Below are 18,179 nucleotides of genomic sequence, written 5' to 3'. Positions count from 1 at the left end.
GCTTTCGGGTGCCCCGGCCATCGGCCGGGGCCCGGACCGGCGAAGGCTACTCGCCGTAGTCGCGCAGGTAGGCGACGCTGTAGGCGAGGGTCGCCGCACCGGCGATCAGTTCGCCCGCGTGGTTCTCGGACGTGCGCGTCGCGCGCCAGGTCTGCGGCAGGTGCGTTCCCGCGCGGGCCGCCGCACGGGCCCGGAGGCTGTCGAGCGCGGCGATCGCCGCCGCATGGTCGCCCGCGTCGACGGCGGCCTCCGCATCGTCGACGAGCGCATCGAACGCGCCCTGCTCGGTGGCCGGCAGCATCGCGACGCGGCCACGCAACCAGGCGAGCTTGGCGTCGATCACGGCACCGGTCTCGCGAAGGTCCGCGAGCACGAGGAACTGCGAGAAGCCACCGGTCGTGCCACGCGCGCGCACGCTGCCCGGCGCGACTTCGTCGGTGATGTCACGGAAGGCGCCGTTCAACGGCGCCTTGAACAGCCGGTAGCTGCTGCCCGCCTCGTAGGCCAGCGCGTGGGTGTGGATCTCCACCCTGACCGTGCGATCGAAGGCCAGGCCGCCGGCGGCCGGCGGCTCGACCGTCACCAGCAGCGGCAGCGCGCTGTCGAGTCGCGTCAGTTGCAGGTTGGGCAGGCGCGCGAGCAGCGCCGGATCGTCCAGGCTCACCAGCTTGGCCGACACGCCGAGGCTCGAGGCGCTCAGGCCGTCGGCGTCGTCGAAGGTCAGGGTCATGTCGGCCAGGGGGTGGCCGGGCATTCCGCCGATCTCGATCGTCGCGGTGTCGCCGGAGATGTCCACGTCCACCGGGACGGCCTGCGCGAACGCGGCGCGGTTCGCCAGCAGGAGGGCGGCGGACACGAGGAGGGAGGCGGCAAGCAGGCGGAACGGATTGGACCGTGCGGTCGTCGGGGCGTGGCCGGGCGAGGGCATCGCAGTCTCCGGTTGGAGGCCGAGTCCATGGCGTTGCAGTGGTGGCGGCCGATCGGCGCGGATCCTCGGCGCCTTCCCATGCGGCGTCGGCGCGACCGCGGCGCCGGCGACCAGGCGATCCTACGGAGTCCGCGTGGCGCGTGCGTGAATCCGTGACCGCGTTCCGACGATAGACCGTGGGCGCGGGCCTTGTGAATAGGGGATTCCACCCAGGCGTGCGATGGCGTTGGTGGGGGTTCACGGCGGTCCGCGTGGCGTGAACGCGCTGCCGATCGGCCCGCGGCCGGCGCCGGATGGGTGATTTCGCCCATGACGGTTGGGGGGTCTCCCGGATGGGATCGGGGCGGCCGTTGCGCGTCACTGGAAGACAGCACCGGCCCCCGCCGGCGCAGACCCCCGGAGAGAGAGCCGACATGACCACCAATCGCCACAACCAGTCCACGTTCCGTTCAAAGCGCCATCGCACGGTCCGCATCTGCGCGATCGCCGCCGGCATGCTCGCCAGCGGCATGGCCCTGGCCGATGCGCAGCTCGACCCGCAGCTGCTGCAGAAGATGGCCGCCGCCGCACCCACCGACGAGCTGCATGTCGTCGTCAGCTATGAGCAGTCCGGCCCCGTCACCGCCGGCCAGCTCGCGACGATGAAGTCGCTCGGCATCGAGAAGGGCGTGACCATGCGCACCCTGCCGATCGCCGGCGCGCTCGCGACGCCCGCGGAGATCCAGGCGCTCGCGCAGCGCGACGACGTCGTGTCCATCTACTGGAACGCGCCGCTGCGCTACTTCAACAAGGAGCAGCGCGAGATCTCCGGCGCCGCGCGCGCCGTGGAGAACCCCGGCGACTACAACCAGGCCATCCCGTACAGCGGCCGCGGCGTGACCGTGATGGTCAACGACTCGGGCATCGACGCCTCGCACGAGGACCTGAAGTTCGGCGAGCACGTCGTGCAGAACGTGCTGGCGCCGCAGAACATCCTCGCGGAGATCGCGCGCGACTTCCAGCCGGGCATCGTCCCGATGACCTACCTGGAGAACCAGATCAACACGGATCTCGGTTCGGGCCATGGCACGCACTGCGCGGGCAGCGTGGGCGGCACGGGCGAGCGTTCCAACGGCCTGTACCGCGGCGCGGCGCCGGGCGCGGACCTGATTGGCTACGGCTCGGGTGCGGTGCTCTTCATCCTCGATGCCGTCGGCGGCCTCGACTACGCAGCGACCAACCAGTTCAGCTACGACCATCCGATCCGCGTCACCAGCAACTCGTGGGGCAGCAGCGGCAAGTTCAACCACCTCAATCCGGTCAACATCGCCACCTACGAGCTGTACAAGCGCGGCATCGTGAGCGTGTTCGCCGCCGGCAACGACGGCCCGGGCGAAGACACCCACAACCCGTACGCGCAGGCCCCCTGGGTCATCTCCGTGGGCGCCGGCGAGAAGGACGGCGTGCTGACCGACTTCTCCTCGCGCGGCAAGCGCGGCGAGAGCGGCACGTTCACCATGCCCGACGGCAAGTCCTGGACCTACTACAACGAGCCGACGATCGTCGCGACCGGCGTGGACATCATCTCCACGCGCACGGTGACCGGGACGCTGCCGGCCCTCGGTGCCGATACCGACGCATCGATGATCGCGCCCGAGCACCTGCCGTTCTACACCGTCTCCAGCGGCACCTCGATGGCGACGCCGCACGTGTCCGGCGTGGTCGCGCTGATGCTCGAGGCGAACCCGAACCTCAACCCCGCGCAGGTCAAGGACATCCTCGAGCGCACCGCGGGCAACATGACCGGGCGCCTGTCCTGGGAGGCCGGGGCCGGCCACCTGAACGCCTACGCCGCGGTCGGCGAGGCCGCCGGCATGCGCAACGACTTCGGCGGGTCGGTCAACTTCCTGCGCGAATTCAACAGCAACGCGCTGCTGGCCCCGGGCAGCGACCCGGTGCCGTTCTCGGTGGACTTCGCGCCGGTCGGCACGGTCGGCGAGAAGACCTTCGAGGTCGGTCCCGAAGTCGCCTATGTCAACGCCAAGGCCGTCATCGGCGAGAACACTCTGGCGCTGGTCCTGATCGACCCGGACGGCGTGCGTTACGGCTCGGCCATCTCGCTGCCGGTGATCGGCGACACGGTAAGCGTCGGCGCGCCGGCGAAGGTCGGCACGTGGCGGGTGACGGTGCGCGGCATCGGTTCGGTGTCGGGCAACGACATGGATCCGCTGGACGTCACCAACGGCTACGGCGCGCCCGGCACGGTCGAGGGCGAGGTGTCCTTCCTCAACAGTGGCGGGTACACGGGCCTGGACGACATCGCCAATCATCCGGCGCGCCAGGCGATCGAGTTCGCGGTCGCGAACCGCCTCGTCGACGGCTATTCGGACCGCAGGTTCAAGCCGGACCAGGCGATCCGCCGCATCGAGCTCGCCCAGTACCTGCTGATGGGCGCGAGCATCCGCCAGCAGTTGCCGCTCGACCGCGTGCCGTCCTTCGGCGACGTGTCCACGGGGAGCGCCAACTACGTGTTCGCGGAATCGGCGGTGGCCGAGGGCGCCGCGCTGCGTGACCTCACCCAGCGCCAGGCCGGCGTCATGGGGCTGTTCAACGGCAACTTCCGCCCGAGCGACAGCGTGACCCGGGTCAGCCTGGCGTACTCGCTGGTGCAGAGCCTGGCGCTCCAGGACGAGGCCCAGTCGTTCAGCGGCGACCTGACGGCGTTCTACGACGGCCGCCGGATCCCGCTGCAGGACGCCGCCTCGATCCCGCCCGCGCTGCGCGGCTACGTGCAGCTGGCGCTCGACCTCGGCCTGATCAACGCGCGGTTCACCCTGAAGCAGGGTCCGTTCGACCTGCAGCCGACACTGCAGGCGTACTTCGACCCGACCACCACGGTCTCGCGCGCTGCGTTCGCGGTGGCCGCCAGCCGGTACCTGTCGCACTACCAGTCCGCCCAGGACTGACGCAAGGCGCGGTAAGCCGTTCCGACAGGCCGCCCCTGGCGAGTCGGACCGGTCAACGGCCCGGGCAGGATGCCCGGGCCGTTTCTTTTTCAGCGGGTGGTGAACAGGGGGTAGGGATTGACCGCGGTGCCCTCCCACCAGCGCTTCTCGGGCCCGAGCCTGAAGATGCCGAAATGCAGGTGCGGCGCGTCGGGGCTTGCGTTGCCCGTGCTGCCGACATAGCCGATGACCTGGCCGCGCCGCACGCGGTCGCCCTCGTCCAGGCCGGGCGCGTAGCGCTGCAGGTGCGCGTAGTAGTAGGCGTAGCGGCCGGTCGGCTCGAACTGGTAGATCGTCAGGCCGCCGTTGTCGCTGTCGAAGAGCTTCTCGACGTGCCCGTCGGCGACGGCGAACACGGGCGTGCCGGCGGGCGCCATGATGTCCAGCGCCTCGTGGATGCGTTCGCTGCCGCGCCTGTCGTCGAAGGTGTCCACGAGATCGGTGGCGGCGACGCCGGCGACGGGAATGGCGAGGTTGCCCACGAGGACGGGTGCCGCGGGTGGCGTGGTCGCGGCCGCCCCCGTGCCGGCCGCGGCAGGGCGTGCGGCCTCGCGCCCTGCGGGCGACCGCCTGCCGATAGGCCGGATGTCGACCCGCAGCGGATTGCCCGCATGGGTGGCTTCGGCCGAAGGCAGGTCCGCCCGCGCGGCCACGGCGCCCGGGGGGGCGGCGACGGTCGGGTCCGCGCTCGACTCATCGGCCGGCCCGGCCTCGCGGATGGGGGGCAGGGGGTTGGTCGCCGCCGGACAGCGGGGCGCGTCGCGCACCATGAGGAAATAGACCGCGTTCGCGCCCGCGAGCGCGCCGACCAGCAGCAGGAGCAGCCCGCGCAGGGCGCCGCCGCCGGCCCGCTTCGAGAGGGTGGGATCGTGCCTGGTTCGCATCCGGGGACCCTGTATCCGAGGGTCCCGGATGGTCGATGCCGTCAGCGGGCCGCCGTGTGAAGGCCGGCGCCGCCAGCGCGCTTGCGCGCCTGGTAGGCCGCGAGCACGGCCTTGTCGCACGCCAGGAACTTCGACCCGGCCAGCCAGGCGTCGTCCGGGTAGTAGGAGAACAGCAGCTGGCCGCCCTTGAGGACGTCGATGATCTCCCGCGCGACCGCGGTGCGGACGGCCGGGCAGCCGTAGCTGCGGCCCAGGCGGCCCTGCCTGCGCGCCTGGTCCGGGTTCACGTACGCGGCACCGTGCATCACGATCAGCCGATCGCGGGCATTGTCGTTCCAGCCCGACTCCAGCCCGTCCATTCGCATCGAGTAGCCATTGCCGCCGACGTACGTTTCCGCGGTCCGGAACAGGCCCAGGCTGGACTGGTGGCTGCCGTCGACGTTGGAGAAGGACGTGGTCATGTTGTGGCCGCTCTTCTGGCCGTGGGCGACGTGCTCCCGGTACATGAGGCGCGGCTGGGCGGTATCGAACACCCACAGGCGCGGCTCGGTGGAGGCGACGGAATAGTCGATGACCGCCAACCGGCCCGGATCGATCGCGTCACCGTTGGCGAGTGCGCATTCACGGGCGCGCAGCGCGAGCTCCAGGACTTCGCCATCCAGGTCGGGCGCGAGCGACGAGAGCGATGCGAACAGGCGCGTGTCGTAGGACTCGGGCGGCGGAACGGCCGGCGCGGGCGCGGGCTCGACCACGACCGGGGCCAGGGCGGGCGGGGCCTCGGCGCGCGGGTTCGGCTCGGAGACGCAGGACGTGGCCGCCGCGAGCGCCGCGGCCGTGATCAAGACGTGACGGAAATTCCCCATGGACGCGAGGTTAGCGTCACTTCGTCTTGACGTGCATGAACCAACGGGAAGCGATTCAGGAACCGCGACATGCGCGTGAAGCGATCACTCGACGCAGGCGGGGGCCGGCGGCGCATTCACGATTGCATTCGCCTCGGCCGCGGGTCTCGCATGGGCCGGTGCCTTCACGCTGCCATACACGCCACGGACCCTATGTCTCCCGCAGGCGGAACCGCAGGTCCGGGTCGTGTCGCTGATCGAGATCAACCAGCTCAAGGTGCTCATCGCCGTGCTCGAGGGCGAAACGCTCCGGGGCGCGTCGCTCGACGATGCGCTGTTCGAGAACCACTGGCTCACGACATCGGAATCCGGGTTCGCCGTGACGCCGGCGGGCCGGTGGCGCCTGGAGGAACTGCGGCAGCGGATGCGCAGCGAGATCAGCCGCAAGGTGGGCGCGACCACCTGACCGGTCCATGCGGGACAGCTGGATCCCAAACGGAAACGCCCCGTGCGGCGGGGCCGGACGGGGCGCGGAAATCGCTGGTGGCCGGGGAGGGAATCGAACCCCCGACACGGGGATTTTCAATCCCCTGCTCTACCAACTGAGCTACCCGGCCAGCGAGCCGCGCATGATACGGGCGGGGGCGGGGGCAGGCAAGCTGGACACTGGCTTCCCGTGCAGATGTGGCCAGCCGGCGCCGTGCGACGCCGGGCCGCGCTTCGCCGTAGTACGACCAGTGCACCGCCCACCGACCGGAGGTCCCATGTCCCGAACCATCCCAATCACCGTCGCGATCCTTTTCGCCGTGTCCGGTTGCGCCACCACCGGTGACGAGGCCCGCGACGCCGCACGCGACGCGCGGCTCGAGCTCCACCGGGCCCATGCGGGCGCGCCGGTCAGCACCATCCCGTTCTCGCGGTCGATCGACAACTGGACCTACCTGGGCGACCGCAACCTGGTCGTGTGGACGAGCCCGGCGCGCGCCTACCTGCTCGAGCTGGGCAGCCGGTGCGACGAACTCGAGTACGCGCATTCGATCGTGTTCGACGGCAGCGGGCCGAACATCAGCGCCGGGTTCGACTCGGTGCGCGTCGTCTCGCCGTCCGCGCCGCTGCAGATCCCCTGCCGGATCCAGGTGATCCGCCCGCTGGACGTGCCCGCGATCCGGGCCGCGGAACGCGGGGAAGGCTGAGGGGCGCGGCGTCAGCCCGCAGGCGCTTCGGGCACGTAGCCTGCGGGCTTGTCCGCGCCACCTTCGAAGAGGAACGCGACCATCTCGCGTTCCAGCCGGGCACGGTGGTCCGGGTTCATCGGCGACAGGCGGTGCTCGTTGATCAACATCGTCTGGTGCGCAAGCCACGCGGCCCAGGCGCGCTTGCCGATGTTTTCGTAGATGCGCTTGCCCAGCGGCCCGGGCCACGGGATGAAATCCAGGCCTTCGGCGCGCGCACCCTCGTGCTGGCAGAACACTTCACGCGGCATCGCGTTTCCTCCTGTGTGGTCCGGGGTCAGCCACCCGCGGCCGCGACATGCGGCGCGTGGAGCAGCCGGCGGATCGGCGCGGGCAGTCCCAGCGCTGCGATCCGGGGCATGGCGAATGGCCGTAGACCGGGATTGTCCCGCACCGCGTCCTGCAGGGCGATCCCGTCCCAGAGGAGTGGTTGCATCCGCAGGCGGAAGTGGGTGAACCCGTGCTCGACCGACGGCAGCCGGACCGCGGCGTCGAAGTCACCGCGCACGTGCCGAGCGAACCATCCACGCGCCTCCTCGTCGTCCGGCAGCTGGGGAAGCGACCACAGCCCGCCCCAGATGCCGGAGGGCGGACGGCGTTCGAGCAGCACCCGTCCCTCGTGGTCGCGAAGCACCAGGATCGTCGCCTCCCGTCCCGGCACGGTGCGCGCCGGTCGTGGCGTGGGCAGTTCGCCGGTTCGGCCCGCCCGGTGCGCCACGCAGTCGCGTTGCAGTGGGCAGCGCGGGCAGGCGGGAGCATGGCGCGTGCACACCGTCGCGCCGAGGTCCATCTGGGCCTGGGTGTAGTCGGGCAGGCGGGCATCCGCCAGGGCGGGATCGGCCACGTGCGCATCCGCCAACGACCACAATTGCTTCTCGACCGCCGCCGAGCCCGGCCAGCCGTCGATGCCGTGGTATCGCGCGAGCACGCGCTTGACGTTGCCATCGAGGATGGGTGCCCGCGCACGCCACGCCTGGGATGCGATCGCGGCCGCGGTGCTGCGCCCGATGCCCGGCAGCGCGACGAGTGCATCCAGGTCGCGCGGGAGGTCGCCGTCGTGTACCTCGACGCAGCGTTTCGCCGCGGCATGCAGGTTGCGTGCCCGCGCGTAGTAGCCGAGGCCGGACCACAACGCGAGGACCTCGTCGAGCGGCGCCGCCGCCAGCGCCGGCACGTCGGGCAGGGCCCCGACGAATTGCTCGAAGTACGGCACCACGACCGAGACCTGCGTCTGCTGCAGCATGATCTCGCTCAGCCAGACGCGGTACGGCGTGCGCGGATGCTGCCACGGCAGGTCGTGCCTGCCGTGGGTGTCGAACCAGTCGAGCAGCCGCACCGCGAACGGAGCATCCGCCGCCACCGGCTTCCGCGGGTCAGCCATCGGTCGGGGGACCATGCGCCGCGTCGTTGCCGTCGCCTTCGAGCCCGGGGTCGTCGACGGTGATCTCGACGCCGTGCAGGGTCGCGCCGCCGAGTTCGAACACCGGCAGCGAGGCCCGTCCGTCGATCGGCGGCAGGGGCGACCACCGGCCGTCCTCGTCGATCCATGCGGTCAGGTCGGCCAGCCTGAGGCGGCCGTCGAAATGCGCGTCTTCCCGTTGCAGGCGAAGTCGCGCCGGGTCGCCCAGCCCGGTATCGCCGTCGTAGGCGAGGGCGAAGGGAAGCGGGGCCGACGACGCCGACAGCGGTGCGGGCAACGGCGGCCAGGCCTCCGGCCAGGCGGCCACCTCGCCTTCCAGGCCGAGCACGACGCCGTCCTCGATCCGCAGGGCGCCGAGCGCGTCGAGTCGTGGCACCGGATCGCTTCCGGGGTCCCCGCCGGGCATGCGACGCAGGGCCACGCCCATCGGCGCGAGCACGATGCGACCCTCGCGGGCCACGAGGGGGCCGGCGACCCCGAGCACGAACGGCGTGGTGCGGGCCGGCGTGACGTGGCGCGCGCGCGCGGAGAGGGTCATGGGTGCGATCGACCAGCCCCCGTCGCCCATCCGCAGCACGCCCGAAAGGACGACACGCGCTGGAACGGACCACCCGGGCCGTTCCACCGACAGCGTGCCCGCGGCGCCCACGGGGCTTCTGCTCGCGGCCCTGGCCATGACGACCTGCAGGTCGAACGGCACGCGCGTCGCGCCCACCTCCCACGTGCCGCGCGCGGGGCCGGCGATGCGTCCGCCTTCTTCCAGCACGGGAAGTTCGAAGTCGAGGCCGACGATGCGCCAGCTCGATCCGACGATCGCCCCCTCCGTGACCGACAGGCCCTCGCGAAGCGTCGCGATCCGCCCGCTGCCGGGGGGCCGCGTTTCGCGCCAGGCCTGCAGCCGGGCGAGGTCCAGCACCGGCGCGTCGAGCTCGATGCGGGTGAAGTCGAACTCCCTGAACCGGCCGCGCAGGGTGGACCACGGCAGCGAGAAGGCGACCCGGTCCGCGGTCAGCAGCGGTGCCTCGGTGCCGGGCACCCGCGCCACCACGTCGCGTGCCACCAGCATCGGCGTGCCACGGAGCCGGTACTCGCCCGCGCCGGCGGCGGTGATCTCCAGCCCGAGCGCGTTGCCGGCCTGCTCGAGCGCGATGCGCACCACGCGCTCGGGCTGCAGGAGCACCCGCAGCCCGAGCAGGCCGACGAGCAGGAGGACGAGCGCCACGACGCCCGCGCGCAGTCCCCTGCGCCGCCAGCGCACCGCGCGGGAGGGTTCGGACGATGACCCGGTGGAGCGCATGGGGTCAGGGGGCGCCCAGCGCCTCGGGCAGCAGCGCGTCCACGAAGGCCTCCGCGTCGAACACGCGCAGGTCCTCCGGACGCTCGCCGATGCCCGCGTACCGGATCGGGATGCCGAACTCGCGCGCCAGCGCGAACACGACGCCCCCCTTGGCCGTGCCGTCGAGCTTGGTCACCACCAGTCCGGTCACGCCCACCGCGGCATGGAACTGCCGGACCTGGTTGACCGCGTTCTGCCCCGTGGTGCCGTCGACCACCATCAGCACCTCGTGCGGCGCCTCCGGGTCGAGCTTCTGCAGGACCCGCCGGATCTTGCCCAGTTCAGCCATCAGGCCCTGCTGCGTGTGCAGGCGGCCGGCCGTGTCGGCGATGAGGACCTGCGTCCCCCGCGCCCTTGCAGCCTGCAGCGCGTCGAAGGCGACGGAGGCGGCGTCCGCGTTCTGTCCCTGCGCCACCACGGGCACGCCGTTGCGCTCGCCCCAGGCCTGGAGCTGGGCAACGGCCGCGGCGCGGAAGGTGTCGCCCGCGGCCAGCATCAGCGTGTGCCCGGCGTCCCTGTAGCGCCGCGCGAGCTTGCCGATCGTCGTCGTCTTGCCGACGCCGTTGACGCCCACGGCCAGCAGCACGAACGGGCGCGCATCGGCGCGGATCTCCAGTGGCACGGCCACGGGCCGCAGCAGGTCGACGAGCGCGCCGCGCAAGGCCGAGAGCAGACCGGCGGCATCCGCGAATTCGCGGGCCTTCATGCGCCTGCGCAGGTCCTCGACGAGCGCGGTCGTCGCGGTGACGCCGACGTCGGCCGTGAGCAGCGCGGTCTCGATCTCGTCGAGCAGGTCGTCGTCCAGGCGCGGGTTGCGCGAGAACAGTCCGCCGAGGCTCTTCGCGAACGCACTGCCGCGCAGCCGCTCGCGCCAACCGGGGCGGCCGGATGCCGCCGGCGTCGCCTCCGCGCCGGACCCGGCCACTGCGTCGCCGGCGGGTGCCTCCGCGGGCGTCGCCGGCGCGGACGTGTCCTCGGCGCTCGCGGCCTCCTTCCCCTGGGCGGTGGCGGGCGCGGACGGAAAGGCCGCGGCAAGCTCTTCCACGCTCATGCGCCTTGCGGCGTCGTCCTTCGCCGGCGCGGTCGCCTCCGGCTTCCTTCTGCGGAAAAAGCTGACCATCGCGACGGCTCGGGGGAGGGCGGTGGCGCGGGAATGCGCGAGAATGCCGCCATGCTAGCACCCGCCCCGGAAGCCTCCCGATGAGTCGAAGGCGCGCGCAGGCCGTGCCGAAAGGCCGCGCGGCGGGCGTGGTCCGCATCATCGGCGGGCGCTGGCGCGGGACGCGACTGGAGGTGCTCCCCGTCGAGGGCCTGCGGCCCACGCCGGACCGCGTGCGCGAGACCCTGTTCAACTGGCTCGCGCCGGTGCTGCCGGGCGCGCGCGTGCTGGACCTGTTCGCCGGCTCGGGGGCGCTGGGACTCGAGGCGGTCTCGCGGGGTGCACGCGAAGCGCATCTGGTCGAGCGCGACCCCGTCGCGCATGAAACCTTGCGGGGCGTCGTCGACAGGCTCGGTTGCGGCGACGCGGTGCACGTCCACCGCGCGGACGCGATCGCGTTCCTCGGCGCGCCGATCCATGGCCGGTTCGACGTGGTGTTCCTCGATCCGCCTTTCGAGGCCGGTGCCTGGCAGCCCGCCATCGAGCGCCTCGGCCCGTGGCTCGAGCGGGATGCCTGGCTCTACCTCGAGTCGCCCCCCGGCAACGTGCCGTCGACCCCCGGCTGGCGGCTGCACCGGGAAGGTGCGACGCGGGACACCCGGCATGCCCTGTACCGACGGGACGCAGGCGGGGCAGGACCCGCTGATACACTTGCGCCGGCTCCCGAATCGCCCTCCGACGCCGCCCAATGAGCGCCACGCGTTCCCGCATCGCGGTCTACCCGGGCACTTTCGACCCGATCACCAATGGCCACGTCGACCTCGTCGAGCGTGCCGCGCCGCTGTTCGAGCGGCTGGTGGTGGGTGTGGCGGAAAGCCCGTCGAAGGGTCCTGCCCTGGCCCTCGGGTCCCGCGTCGAACTGGCCCGTGCCGCGCTCTCGCACGTGGGCAATGTCGAGGTGCGGGGTTTCGATTCGCTGCTCGCGCATTTCGCGCGCGAGGTCGGCGCCGGGGTGCTGCTGCGGGGCCTGCGGGCGGTGTCCGACTTCGAGTACGAGTTCCAGCTGGCGAGCATGAACCGCCACCTCATCCCCGAGGTCGAGACGCTGTTCCTCACGCCGGCCGAGCAATACAGCTACATTTCCTCCTCGCTGGTGCGCGAGATCGCGCGCCTGGGCGGGGACGTCGCCGGGTTCGTGCCGGCGGCGGTGGCCGAGGCGCTGCAGGCCGAATGGCAGCGCACGAGCGCATGATCCGGCGACCGTCCAGCGGACGGCCGGCATGCACATCCAGGTTTTCGACAACGCACCAACCCGGGGGAACACCATGAAGACAACCATCCGCGTCCTGTTCGCCGCCCTGCTGGCCACGACCGTCGTCGCGTGCCAGGACAAGGAGGCCGACGAGGCCGCCGCCGCGGCGGCGGCCGCCAAGGCGCCGCTCAGCGCGCCGACCGATCCGGCCGACGAGGCCGGCTGGCAGGCCTACGTGACCGACGTCGTGCGCCGCAACCTCGGCGACGTCACCAACAGCCCGTACGTCTACTACCTGCCGGCCACGGCCGAGTCGGGTGCGGACGCCACCGCGGCCGACGATGCCGAGGCCGGCGCTGAAGCGGGCGCCGACGCCACGGCCGCCGCCGGCGGGGAAGCGGACGCCGGCGCCGACCAGGCGGCCACGCTCGCCGAGGGCAGCAGCGACTACGCGCGCCTGCTCGACAAGGCCAAGGAGGACATCGCGCGCGGCATCCTGCCGGGCAACATGCTCGCCTTCGCGTCGCCGGATTCCTCGGTGGCCGGCGACCTGGCCGTCGCGGCCTTCGAGGGCGTCGAGGCCGACGCCATGAAGGGCGTGCGCGTGCTGTTCATCGGCGAGGCCGCGGACGGCGAGCGCGTCCGTACGGCCGTCGGCCCGAGCGGCGTCACCTACGTGTTCGTCGAGGCGAAGTAAGCGCTGCAACGGCCCGCCCCGCGATCGCGCGGGGCGGGCTCGCAGCGGCGCCGGCCCCACGCGATGTCGCTCCGGATCAACGAAACCTGCGTCAACTGCGACGTCTGCGAACCGGTCTGCCCCAACAAGGCGATCGCGCAGGGCGAGACCATCTACGTGATCGATCCGGCGCTGTGCACCGAGTGCGTCGGCCACTACGACGAGCCGCAGTGCGTCGTCGTCTGCCCGGTCGAGTGCATCGATCCGGACCCCGAACACCCGGAAACCGAAGTGCAGCTGCTGGCGAAGCTCGCGAACCTGAGGAAGCGTGATGCGGCGGGCGGCTGAGTCCGCGGCGGCTTCGCGCGGCCGTGCCTCGCGCGCGATGGCATCGCTCCTTGCCACGGCGTTCGCCGTGGTGCTGGCGGCATGCGCGGGCAGCGGCATCGCCACGGGAGGCGACGCCAACCGTGCCGAGCCGGTCGCCGAACCCGTTCCGCCCGGCGCGGCGATCGCGAGCGCTCACGCACTGGCGACCGACGCGGGCTTCGAGATCCTCGCCCAGGGTGGCAACGCCTTCGACGCGGCGATCGCCGTGTCGTCCACGCTGTCGGTCGTCGAACCCATCAGTTCGGGCATCGGTGGCGGCGGCTTCTTCCTGCTGCACGACGCGTCGCGCGGTCGCGACATCTTCCTGGACGCGCGCGAGACCGCACCCGCCTCGGCGACGCCCGAAGCGTTCCTCGACGCGGACGGCGAACTCGACCGCACCCGCGCCACCACCGGGCCGTGGTCCGCCGGCATCCCGGGCCTGCCCGCCGCGCTGGTGCACCTGGCCGACAACTACGGCCGGTTGCCCCTTTCACGGTCGCTCGCGCCCGCGATCCGCATCGCGCGCGACGGCTTCGAGATCTACCCGCGCCTGGAGCGGGGCTACGCGTCGAAGGCCGCGGTCCTCGAGCGGTTTCCGGGAACGCGCGCGCTGCTGCTGGCCGACGGCGATCCGCCACGGGCCGGCGAGGTGCTGCGGCAGCCGGACCTGGCGCGCACGCTCGAGCGCCTGGCGGCCGACGGGTTCGACGGTTTCTACCGCGGCGAGACCGCCCGGCTGCTGCTCGACGCCGTCGCCGCCGAGGGCGGTCGCTGGACCGGCGACGACCTCGCCGGGTACCGCGTCCGCGAGCGCGCGCCGGTCGTCTTCGACTACCGCGGCTGGCGGGTCACGACCGCGCCACCGCCATCCTCCGGTGGCGTGGCGCTGGCGCAGATGCTGCAGGTGCTGGAAGGGTGGGACCTGCAGGCCATGGCGCCCGCGCCGCGCACGCACCTGGTCGTCGAGGCGATGCGCCGCGCGTACCGCGACCGCACGATCTACCTGGGCGACCCGGACTTCGTCGAGGTCCCCGTCGAGCGGCTGGTGCATCCGGCCTACGCGGCGGGACTGCGCGCGACGATCCATCCGGAGCGCGCGACGCCCAGCGCCCTGCTGCCCGGGCAGCCCGCACCGCTCGAGGACGAGGAGACCACGCACTTCTCGATCATCGACGCCGAAGGCAACCGCGTGTCGACGACGCAGACGGTGAACCTGCTCTACGGCTCGGGCATGGTCGCGCCGGGCACCGGCGTGCTGCTCAACAACGAGATGGATGATTTCGCCCTGAGGCCCGGCACGCCGAACGCGTTCGGGGTGATGGGCTTCGAGGCGAACGCGGTCGCGCCGGGCAAGCGGATGCTCAGTTCGATGACGCCGACCTGGATCGAGTCGGCCGACCGCGTCGCCATCCTCGGCGCGCCGGGCGGCAGCCGGATCATCACCCAGGTGCTGATCGGCATCCTCGGTTTCGATGCCGGGCTCGATGCCGACGCCGTCGTCGCGCTGCCGCGCTACCACCACCAGTGGCTGCCGGACGCGATCTCGGCGGAGCCCGCCGCCTTCGACCCCGGGGTCGTGGCTGCCCTGGAGGCGATGGGGCATGCCGTCAGTGCCGGCGAGGACACCTGGGGCAACATGCAGGCCGTGGAATGGGACCGCGGGACGGGCGTGCTGCGCGCCGGCACCGATCCGCGCAACCCCGTCGGCAAGGCCCGGATCGCGCCCCGCGCACCCTGAACCGGCGACGCCGGCCCGCCGGGCGCGGCGGTAGAATCGGCGCATGAAGCTCTGGTCGATCCGCGGCAATTCGCAGAAGCTCGATGGCGGCGCGATGTTCGGCAACGCGCCGCGCGCGCTCTGGTCGCGCTGGTCGTCGCCCGACGACCAGAACCGCATCGACCTGGCCTGCCGCGCGCTGCTCGCGAAGCCGCTCGCCGGCAAGACCGTGCTGTTCGAGACCGGCATCGGCGCGTTCTTCGAACCGAAGCTGCGCGAGCGCTACGGGGTGGTCGAGGACCGCCACGTGCTGCTCGATTCCATGCGCGAGGCCGGCTTCTCGCACGAGGACATCGACGTGGTCGTGCTCAGCCACCTCCACTTCGACCACGCGGGCGGGCTGCTCGCGCCGTGGCGCGAGGGCGAGGCACCGGCACTCCTGTTCCCGAACGCGACCTACCTGGTCAGCGCCGCCTGCTGGGACCGCGCGCGCGATCCGCACCCGCGCGATCGCGCCAGCTTCATTCCCGAGCTGCCCGGCCTGCTCGAGCGCAGCCGTCGGCTGGAGCTCGTCGACGGCGCGCACTCGCGCGCGCTCGGCGACAGCGTCCGCTTCCACTACAGCGACGGGCACACGCCGGGGCTGATGCTGGCGGAGATCGTCGGCCCCGAGTGCGTGGACGGCGAGGCGCACGGCGGCGTCGTGTTCTGCGCGGACCTGATCCCCGGCCGTCCCTGGGTGCACGTGCCGATCACCATGGGCTACGACCGCAACGCGGAACTGCTCATCGACGAGAAGCGCGAGTTCCTGGAGGACAAGCTGCGCCGCAACGTGCACCTGTATTTCACCCACGACCCGGAGGTCGCGCTCGCGCAGGTCGTGCGCGACGACAAGGGGCGGTTCGGCACCTCGCACGAGGTGGCCGAGCTGCACGCCAGGGCGCTGGCCGCGTGATCGGCCTTACCGGCGCGCCGCGGGTCGGCGCGTGGTGCGCGTGCGTCGCCGCCCTCGCCTTCGCGACCGTCGCGCAGGCCGCGTCCTCGCCACCGGTCGCCGGACCGGTCGTGGAACCGGGCGAGCCGATGAACGTGGCCGCCCCGAAGGATCCCGAATTCGGCGTCGAGACGAAGCGGCATGGCCTGCGTCGCGCCGTGGCGATGCTGCAGTGGCGCCGCGCGGGCGGCGGATACGCGCGGACGTGGGCCGATGCACCCGTCGACGACGCCGGCCACCCGGACGGACGCGCCAATCCGGACTTCCCGATTCCCTCCAGGGAGTGGATCGCGGAGGTGCGCGTGGACGGCCGGCCACTTGCGCGGGAGGCGCTGCTGGCGCTCGGGGAATGGCGCCCGCTTCGCCCCGATTTCGCGTCGTTGCCGGGCAACATGTCCGCGACGTTCCAGCCGGAGGGGGACGGGCTCGGCACCGCCGCCAATCCGCAGGCCCCGGAGGTGGGCGACCTGCGGATCACCTGGCAGGCACTGCACCTGCCGCCGCTTGCGGGACGCATCGTGCTGGACGACGGCACGTGGCGCCTGGCGCCCGGGGTGCCGGCGAGGCCTGGCGGTCCCGACGTGCCGGCGATGGAGGAAGCCCGGGTCGTGAGCGGCGTCGGCTGGCTCGACTGGCGCGTCGCGCTGCTGGCCCTGGGCGTGCTCGCCCTGCTGGGCATCGCGGTCGCGCGCCGGCGCTGACGGTTCGGCGCATGGAAAAGGCCGGGTCGCCCCGGCCTTCCTCGTGTCGCGACGATGTCCCTCGGGATCAGGCGGCCGCCGCCTGCTTCTGCCGCGGACCATCCAGCAGCGCGCGCTTGACCATGCCCACCAGCAGGTCGATCTCCTCGCTGGTGATGTCGAAGGTCGGTGTGAAGCGCAGCGAGTTGACGCCGCCGTGGATCACGCCGATGCCGCGCTCGCGCAGCCACTCCTCGGTCGAGCCCGCGCCGTAGCACTTGAACTCCGGCGACAGCTCGCAGGAGAACAGCAGGCCGGTGCCCTGGACCTTGGTGATCAGGCCGCCAAGCTCGGCCTTCAGCTTCTCGAGCTTGTCGACCGCCTCGGCGCCGCGCGCGCGGATGTTCTCCCGCAGGGCCGGCGTCACGCGCGACAGGACCGCGCACGCGACGTCGAGCGCGCGCGGGTTGGAGGTCATCGTGTTGCCGTACAGGCCCTTGCGGTACATCGCCGCGGTGGCGGCGTTCACCGCCAGCACGCTCAGCGGGTACTGGCCGGCGTTGAGGGCCTTGGAGTAGGTCTCCATGTCCGGCGCCTCGGCACCCTCGAAACCGGGGTAGTCGACGATCGACAGCACGCCGTTGGCGCGCAGGCCGGCCTGGATCGAGTCGACCAGCAGCAGGGTGCCGTGGTCCTTCGTCAGCCGGCGCGCGGCGTCGTAGAAGTCGCGCGGCACGCTGCGGCCCGGGTCGCCTTCGCCCATCACCGGCTCGAGGAACATCGCCTCGATGAACCAGCCGTTCGACTCGGCGTCGGCGAAGACCTTCTCCAGCGCCGCGATGTCGTACGGCGGGACCGCGATCACGCTGTCCTCGCCGCGATAGCTGGCCAGGTGCTGCAGGTAGGTCCTGCGGGTCGAGTCCGAGTACAGGGCCGGGCGGTCGGTGCGGCCGTGGAAGCCGCCCTTGACCACCACGCGCTTGATCGTGCGGCCCGCGTGGCGCGCGCCCGGGTCGGTGTTCGCCTTGGCGTTCGCGTCGGCGATGCGCGCGGCCAGGGTGACCGATTCCGAGCCGGAGTTGAGGCAGAAGAACTTCGCGTACGGGCACTCGCGTCCAAGGCCGATGGCCTCGCGGATCATGGTCGAGAAGCGCAGCTGCGACAGGCTCGGCGTCATGATGTTGGCCATCGCCTGCGGGCGCGCCATCGCATCGATCACGTCCTCGGGGGCGTGGCCGAAGCCGAGCATCCCGTAGCCGCCGGAGTCGTGGAGCACCGCGCCCTTGAGCGTGACGATCCAGGGGCCGCGGGCGGCGAGCGCGATGTACGGGTTCACCGCGTCGTCCGGGTAGAAGTTGACGTAGCCGGACTGCGCGGCCTGCGTCTGCGCGTCCTCGTCCTGGTCGAGCAGGTCGGCGAATTCGCCCTCCAGGCGCGCGTATTCCGCGGCGGCGGCGGCGATCGCGCCGCGCAGGTCGGCGTCGTCGGCGAACGTCGCGAGCACGGCGTCGTCGAGGCCGACGGTCCGGCGCGCGCCCTTGCGCGAGCGCAGCGGGGCGAGGGGGGCGAGCAGGTCGTGCTGGGTCATGGATGGCGTCTCCCGCGGTCGTGGGCCGGAGGACGCACCCGCCAGAAAAAGACAGACCCGCGCGGTTGCGGTCGCGCGGGCCGGCAAGGTCCCTTCAGGGGGTGTATCTCCAGCCAATTCAACTGGTTGCGGGATTCTACCACGCCGCCGTCGCGGCGGCATGGGGTGCCGGGAT

At 72.2% G+C, this 18,179-nt stretch carries 18 protein-coding genes and 1 tRNA gene; 10 read left to right on the top strand and 9 right to left on the bottom strand.

What is annotated here, in order from left to right:
* Positions 1-46 precede the first annotated feature (46 nt).
* Entirely contained in the window at positions 47-928 is an 882-nt protein-coding gene (locus tag ACYU7H_RS02555; protein ID WP_460812236.1) for a DUF6689 family protein, read from the bottom strand.
* A 413-nt stretch (positions 929-1,341) separates the two neighbouring features.
* Between ACYU7H_RS02555 and ACYU7H_RS02550 the strand changes: the two genes are divergently transcribed.
* On the top strand, positions 1,342-3,873 hold the full coding sequence (locus ACYU7H_RS02550) for a S8 family serine peptidase (RefSeq protein WP_460812235.1): 2,532 nt from the start codon (positions 1,342-1,344) through the stop codon (positions 3,871-3,873).
* An 89-nt stretch (positions 3,874-3,962) separates the two neighbouring features.
* Here ACYU7H_RS02550 and ACYU7H_RS02545 read toward each other — a convergent pair whose 3' ends face one another.
* Positions 3,963-4,745 carry a M23 family metallopeptidase gene (locus tag ACYU7H_RS02545; protein WP_460813036.1) on the bottom strand — a complete coding sequence of 261 codons (783 nt, stop codon included), beginning with the start codon at positions 4,743-4,745 and terminating at the stop codon, positions 3,963-3,965.
* A 92-nt stretch (positions 4,746-4,837) separates the two neighbouring features.
* A complete protein-coding gene (locus ACYU7H_RS02540) occupies positions 4,838-5,638 on the bottom strand; it encodes a murein L,D-transpeptidase catalytic domain family protein (RefSeq protein ID WP_460812233.1) in 801 nt (266 codons plus the stop codon).
* Positions 5,639-5,885: 247 nt separating this feature from the next.
* Between ACYU7H_RS02540 and ACYU7H_RS02535 the strand changes: the two genes are divergently transcribed.
* A complete protein-coding gene (locus ACYU7H_RS02535; RefSeq protein WP_460812232.1) occupies positions 5,886-6,104 on the top strand; it encodes a hypothetical protein in 219 nt (72 codons plus the stop codon).
* Positions 6,105-6,179: 75 nt separating this feature from the next.
* Here ACYU7H_RS02535 and ACYU7H_RS02530 read toward each other — a convergent pair.
* Positions 6,180-6,255, bottom strand: a tRNA-Phe gene (locus ACYU7H_RS02530).
* 147 nt (positions 6,256-6,402) lie between these two features.
* On the opposite strand from ACYU7H_RS02530, the gene ACYU7H_RS02525 reads away from it, so the two are divergent.
* Positions 6,403-6,831, top strand: a complete 429-nt coding sequence (locus ACYU7H_RS02525; RefSeq protein ID WP_460812230.1) for a DUF6491 family protein — start codon at positions 6,403-6,405, stop codon at positions 6,829-6,831.
* Between the two features lie 11 nt (positions 6,832-6,842).
* Here the strand turns inward: ACYU7H_RS02525 and ACYU7H_RS02520 are convergent, their stop codons facing one another.
* Genes ACYU7H_RS02520 through ftsY form a run of 4 tightly spaced genes read right to left on the bottom strand, consistent with a single transcriptional unit; the run spans position 6,843 to position 10,746 of the window.
* On the bottom strand, positions 6,843-7,121 hold the full coding sequence (locus ACYU7H_RS02520; protein ID WP_460812229.1) for an oxidative damage protection protein: 279 nt from the start codon (positions 7,119-7,121) through the stop codon (positions 6,843-6,845).
* Between the two features lie 26 nt (positions 7,122-7,147).
* Positions 7,148-8,251, bottom strand: a complete 1,104-nt coding sequence (gene mutY, locus ACYU7H_RS02515; protein WP_460812227.1) for an A/G-specific adenine glycosylase — start codon at positions 8,249-8,251, stop codon at positions 7,148-7,150.
* Positions 8,244-9,587 carry an AsmA family protein gene (locus tag ACYU7H_RS02510; RefSeq protein WP_460812225.1) on the bottom strand — a complete coding sequence of 448 codons (1,344 nt, stop codon included), beginning with the start codon at positions 9,585-9,587 and terminating at the stop codon, positions 8,244-8,246. The genes mutY and ACYU7H_RS02510 overlap by 8 nt, the downstream gene beginning before the upstream one ends.
* 4 nt (positions 9,588-9,591) lie before the next feature.
* Positions 9,592-10,746, bottom strand: a complete 1,155-nt coding sequence (gene ftsY / locus ACYU7H_RS02505) for a signal recognition particle-docking protein FtsY (RefSeq protein ID WP_460812223.1) — start codon at positions 10,744-10,746, stop codon at positions 9,592-9,594.
* Positions 10,747-10,826: 80 nt separating this feature from the next.
* Here ftsY and rsmD point away from each other — a divergent pair, with 80 nt between their 5' ends.
* The 7 genes from rsmD (at position 10,827) to ACYU7H_RS02470 (ending at position 16,437) form a co-directional block, all read left to right on the top strand.
* Positions 10,827-11,477 (top strand): 16S rRNA (guanine(966)-N(2))-methyltransferase RsmD, encoded by a 651-nt coding sequence (gene rsmD / locus ACYU7H_RS02500; RefSeq protein ID WP_460812221.1) that lies wholly within the window; start codon positions 10,827-10,829, stop codon positions 11,475-11,477.
* Positions 11,474-11,977 carry a pantetheine-phosphate adenylyltransferase gene (gene coaD, locus ACYU7H_RS02495; protein ID WP_460812220.1) on the top strand — a complete coding sequence of 168 codons (504 nt, stop codon included), beginning with the start codon at positions 11,474-11,476 and terminating at the stop codon, positions 11,975-11,977. The genes rsmD and coaD overlap by 4 nt, the downstream gene beginning before the upstream one ends.
* Positions 11,978-12,050: 73 nt before the next feature.
* Positions 12,051-12,674, top strand: coding sequence for a hypothetical protein (locus ACYU7H_RS02490; RefSeq protein ID WP_460812219.1), 624 nt, complete (start codon positions 12,051-12,053; stop codon positions 12,672-12,674).
* A 63-nt stretch (positions 12,675-12,737) separates the two neighbouring features.
* Complete coding sequence (locus ACYU7H_RS02485) at positions 12,738-13,001, top strand: YfhL family 4Fe-4S dicluster ferredoxin (protein WP_460812217.1); 264 nt, start codon at positions 12,738-12,740, stop codon at positions 12,999-13,001.
* Positions 13,002-13,038: 37 nt separating this feature from the next.
* Positions 13,039-14,763, top strand: coding sequence for a gamma-glutamyltransferase (gene ggt / locus ACYU7H_RS02480; protein WP_460812216.1), 1,725 nt, complete (start codon positions 13,039-13,041; stop codon positions 14,761-14,763).
* A gap of 43 nt (positions 14,764-14,806) precedes the next feature.
* Positions 14,807-15,697 (top strand): MBL fold metallo-hydrolase, encoded by an 891-nt coding sequence (locus ACYU7H_RS02475; RefSeq protein WP_460812215.1) that lies wholly within the window; start codon positions 14,807-14,809, stop codon positions 15,695-15,697.
* The gene (locus ACYU7H_RS02470) at positions 15,694-16,437 is read left to right on the top strand and encodes a hypothetical protein (RefSeq protein ID WP_460812213.1); all 744 of its coding nucleotides are present in this window, start codon (positions 15,694-15,696) and stop codon (positions 16,435-16,437) included. Before ACYU7H_RS02475 ends, ACYU7H_RS02470 begins: the two co-directional genes overlap by 4 nt.
* 67 nt (positions 16,438-16,504) lie before the next feature.
* On the opposite strand, the gene ACYU7H_RS02465 is transcribed toward ACYU7H_RS02470, so the two are convergent.
* Complete coding sequence (locus ACYU7H_RS02465) at positions 16,505-18,004, bottom strand: aminotransferase class III-fold pyridoxal phosphate-dependent enzyme (protein ID WP_460812211.1); 1,500 nt, start codon at positions 18,002-18,004, stop codon at positions 16,505-16,507.
* Positions 18,005-18,179 lie beyond the last annotated feature (175 nt).

The organism is Luteimonas pelagia (genome assembly GCF_054776035.1).
The sequence above is the reverse complement of the archived record's forward strand: the minus strand, read 5'-3'. Positions and strand labels throughout refer to the sequence as shown.

What these genes read in the sequence shown, in the direction of transcription:
- ftsY (WP_460812223.1), bottom strand. Translation starts at nt 10,746, where the DNA reads ATGGTCAGCTTTTTCCGCAGAAGGAAGCCGGAGGCGACCGCGCCGGCG.
- ACYU7H_RS02465 (WP_460812211.1), bottom strand. Translation starts at nt 18,004, where the DNA reads ATGACCCAGCACGACCTGCTCGCCCCCCTCGCCCCGCTGCGCTCGCGC.
- ggt (WP_460812216.1), top strand. Translation starts at nt 13,039, where the DNA reads ATGGCATCGCTCCTTGCCACGGCGTTCGCCGTGGTGCTGGCGGCATGC.
- ACYU7H_RS02485 (WP_460812217.1), top strand. Translation starts at nt 12,738, where the DNA reads ATGTCGCTCCGGATCAACGAAACCTGCGTCAACTGCGACGTCTGCGAA.
- rsmD (WP_460812221.1), top strand. Translation starts at nt 10,827, where the DNA reads ATGAGTCGAAGGCGCGCGCAGGCCGTGCCGAAAGGCCGCGCGGCGGGC.
- ACYU7H_RS02525 (WP_460812230.1), top strand. Translation starts at nt 6,403, where the DNA reads ATGTCCCGAACCATCCCAATCACCGTCGCGATCCTTTTCGCCGTGTCC.
- ACYU7H_RS02555 (WP_460812236.1), bottom strand. Translation starts at nt 928, where the DNA reads ATGCCCTCGCCCGGCCACGCCCCGACGACCGCACGGTCCAATCCGTTC.
- ACYU7H_RS02490 (WP_460812219.1), top strand. Translation starts at nt 12,051, where the DNA reads ATGAAGACAACCATCCGCGTCCTGTTCGCCGCCCTGCTGGCCACGACC.
- ACYU7H_RS02510 (WP_460812225.1), bottom strand. Translation starts at nt 9,587, where the DNA reads ATGCGCTCCACCGGGTCATCGTCCGAACCCTCCCGCGCGGTGCGCTGG.
- coaD (WP_460812220.1), top strand. Translation starts at nt 11,474, where the DNA reads ATGAGCGCCACGCGTTCCCGCATCGCGGTCTACCCGGGCACTTTCGAC.
- ACYU7H_RS02520 (WP_460812229.1), bottom strand. Translation starts at nt 7,121, where the DNA reads ATGCCGCGTGAAGTGTTCTGCCAGCACGAGGGTGCGCGCGCCGAAGGC.
- mutY (WP_460812227.1), bottom strand. Translation starts at nt 8,251, where the DNA reads ATGGCTGACCCGCGGAAGCCGGTGGCGGCGGATGCTCCGTTCGCGGTG.
- ACYU7H_RS02550 (WP_460812235.1), top strand. Translation starts at nt 1,342, where the DNA reads ATGACCACCAATCGCCACAACCAGTCCACGTTCCGTTCAAAGCGCCAT.
- ACYU7H_RS02475 (WP_460812215.1), top strand. Translation starts at nt 14,807, where the DNA reads ATGAAGCTCTGGTCGATCCGCGGCAATTCGCAGAAGCTCGATGGCGGC.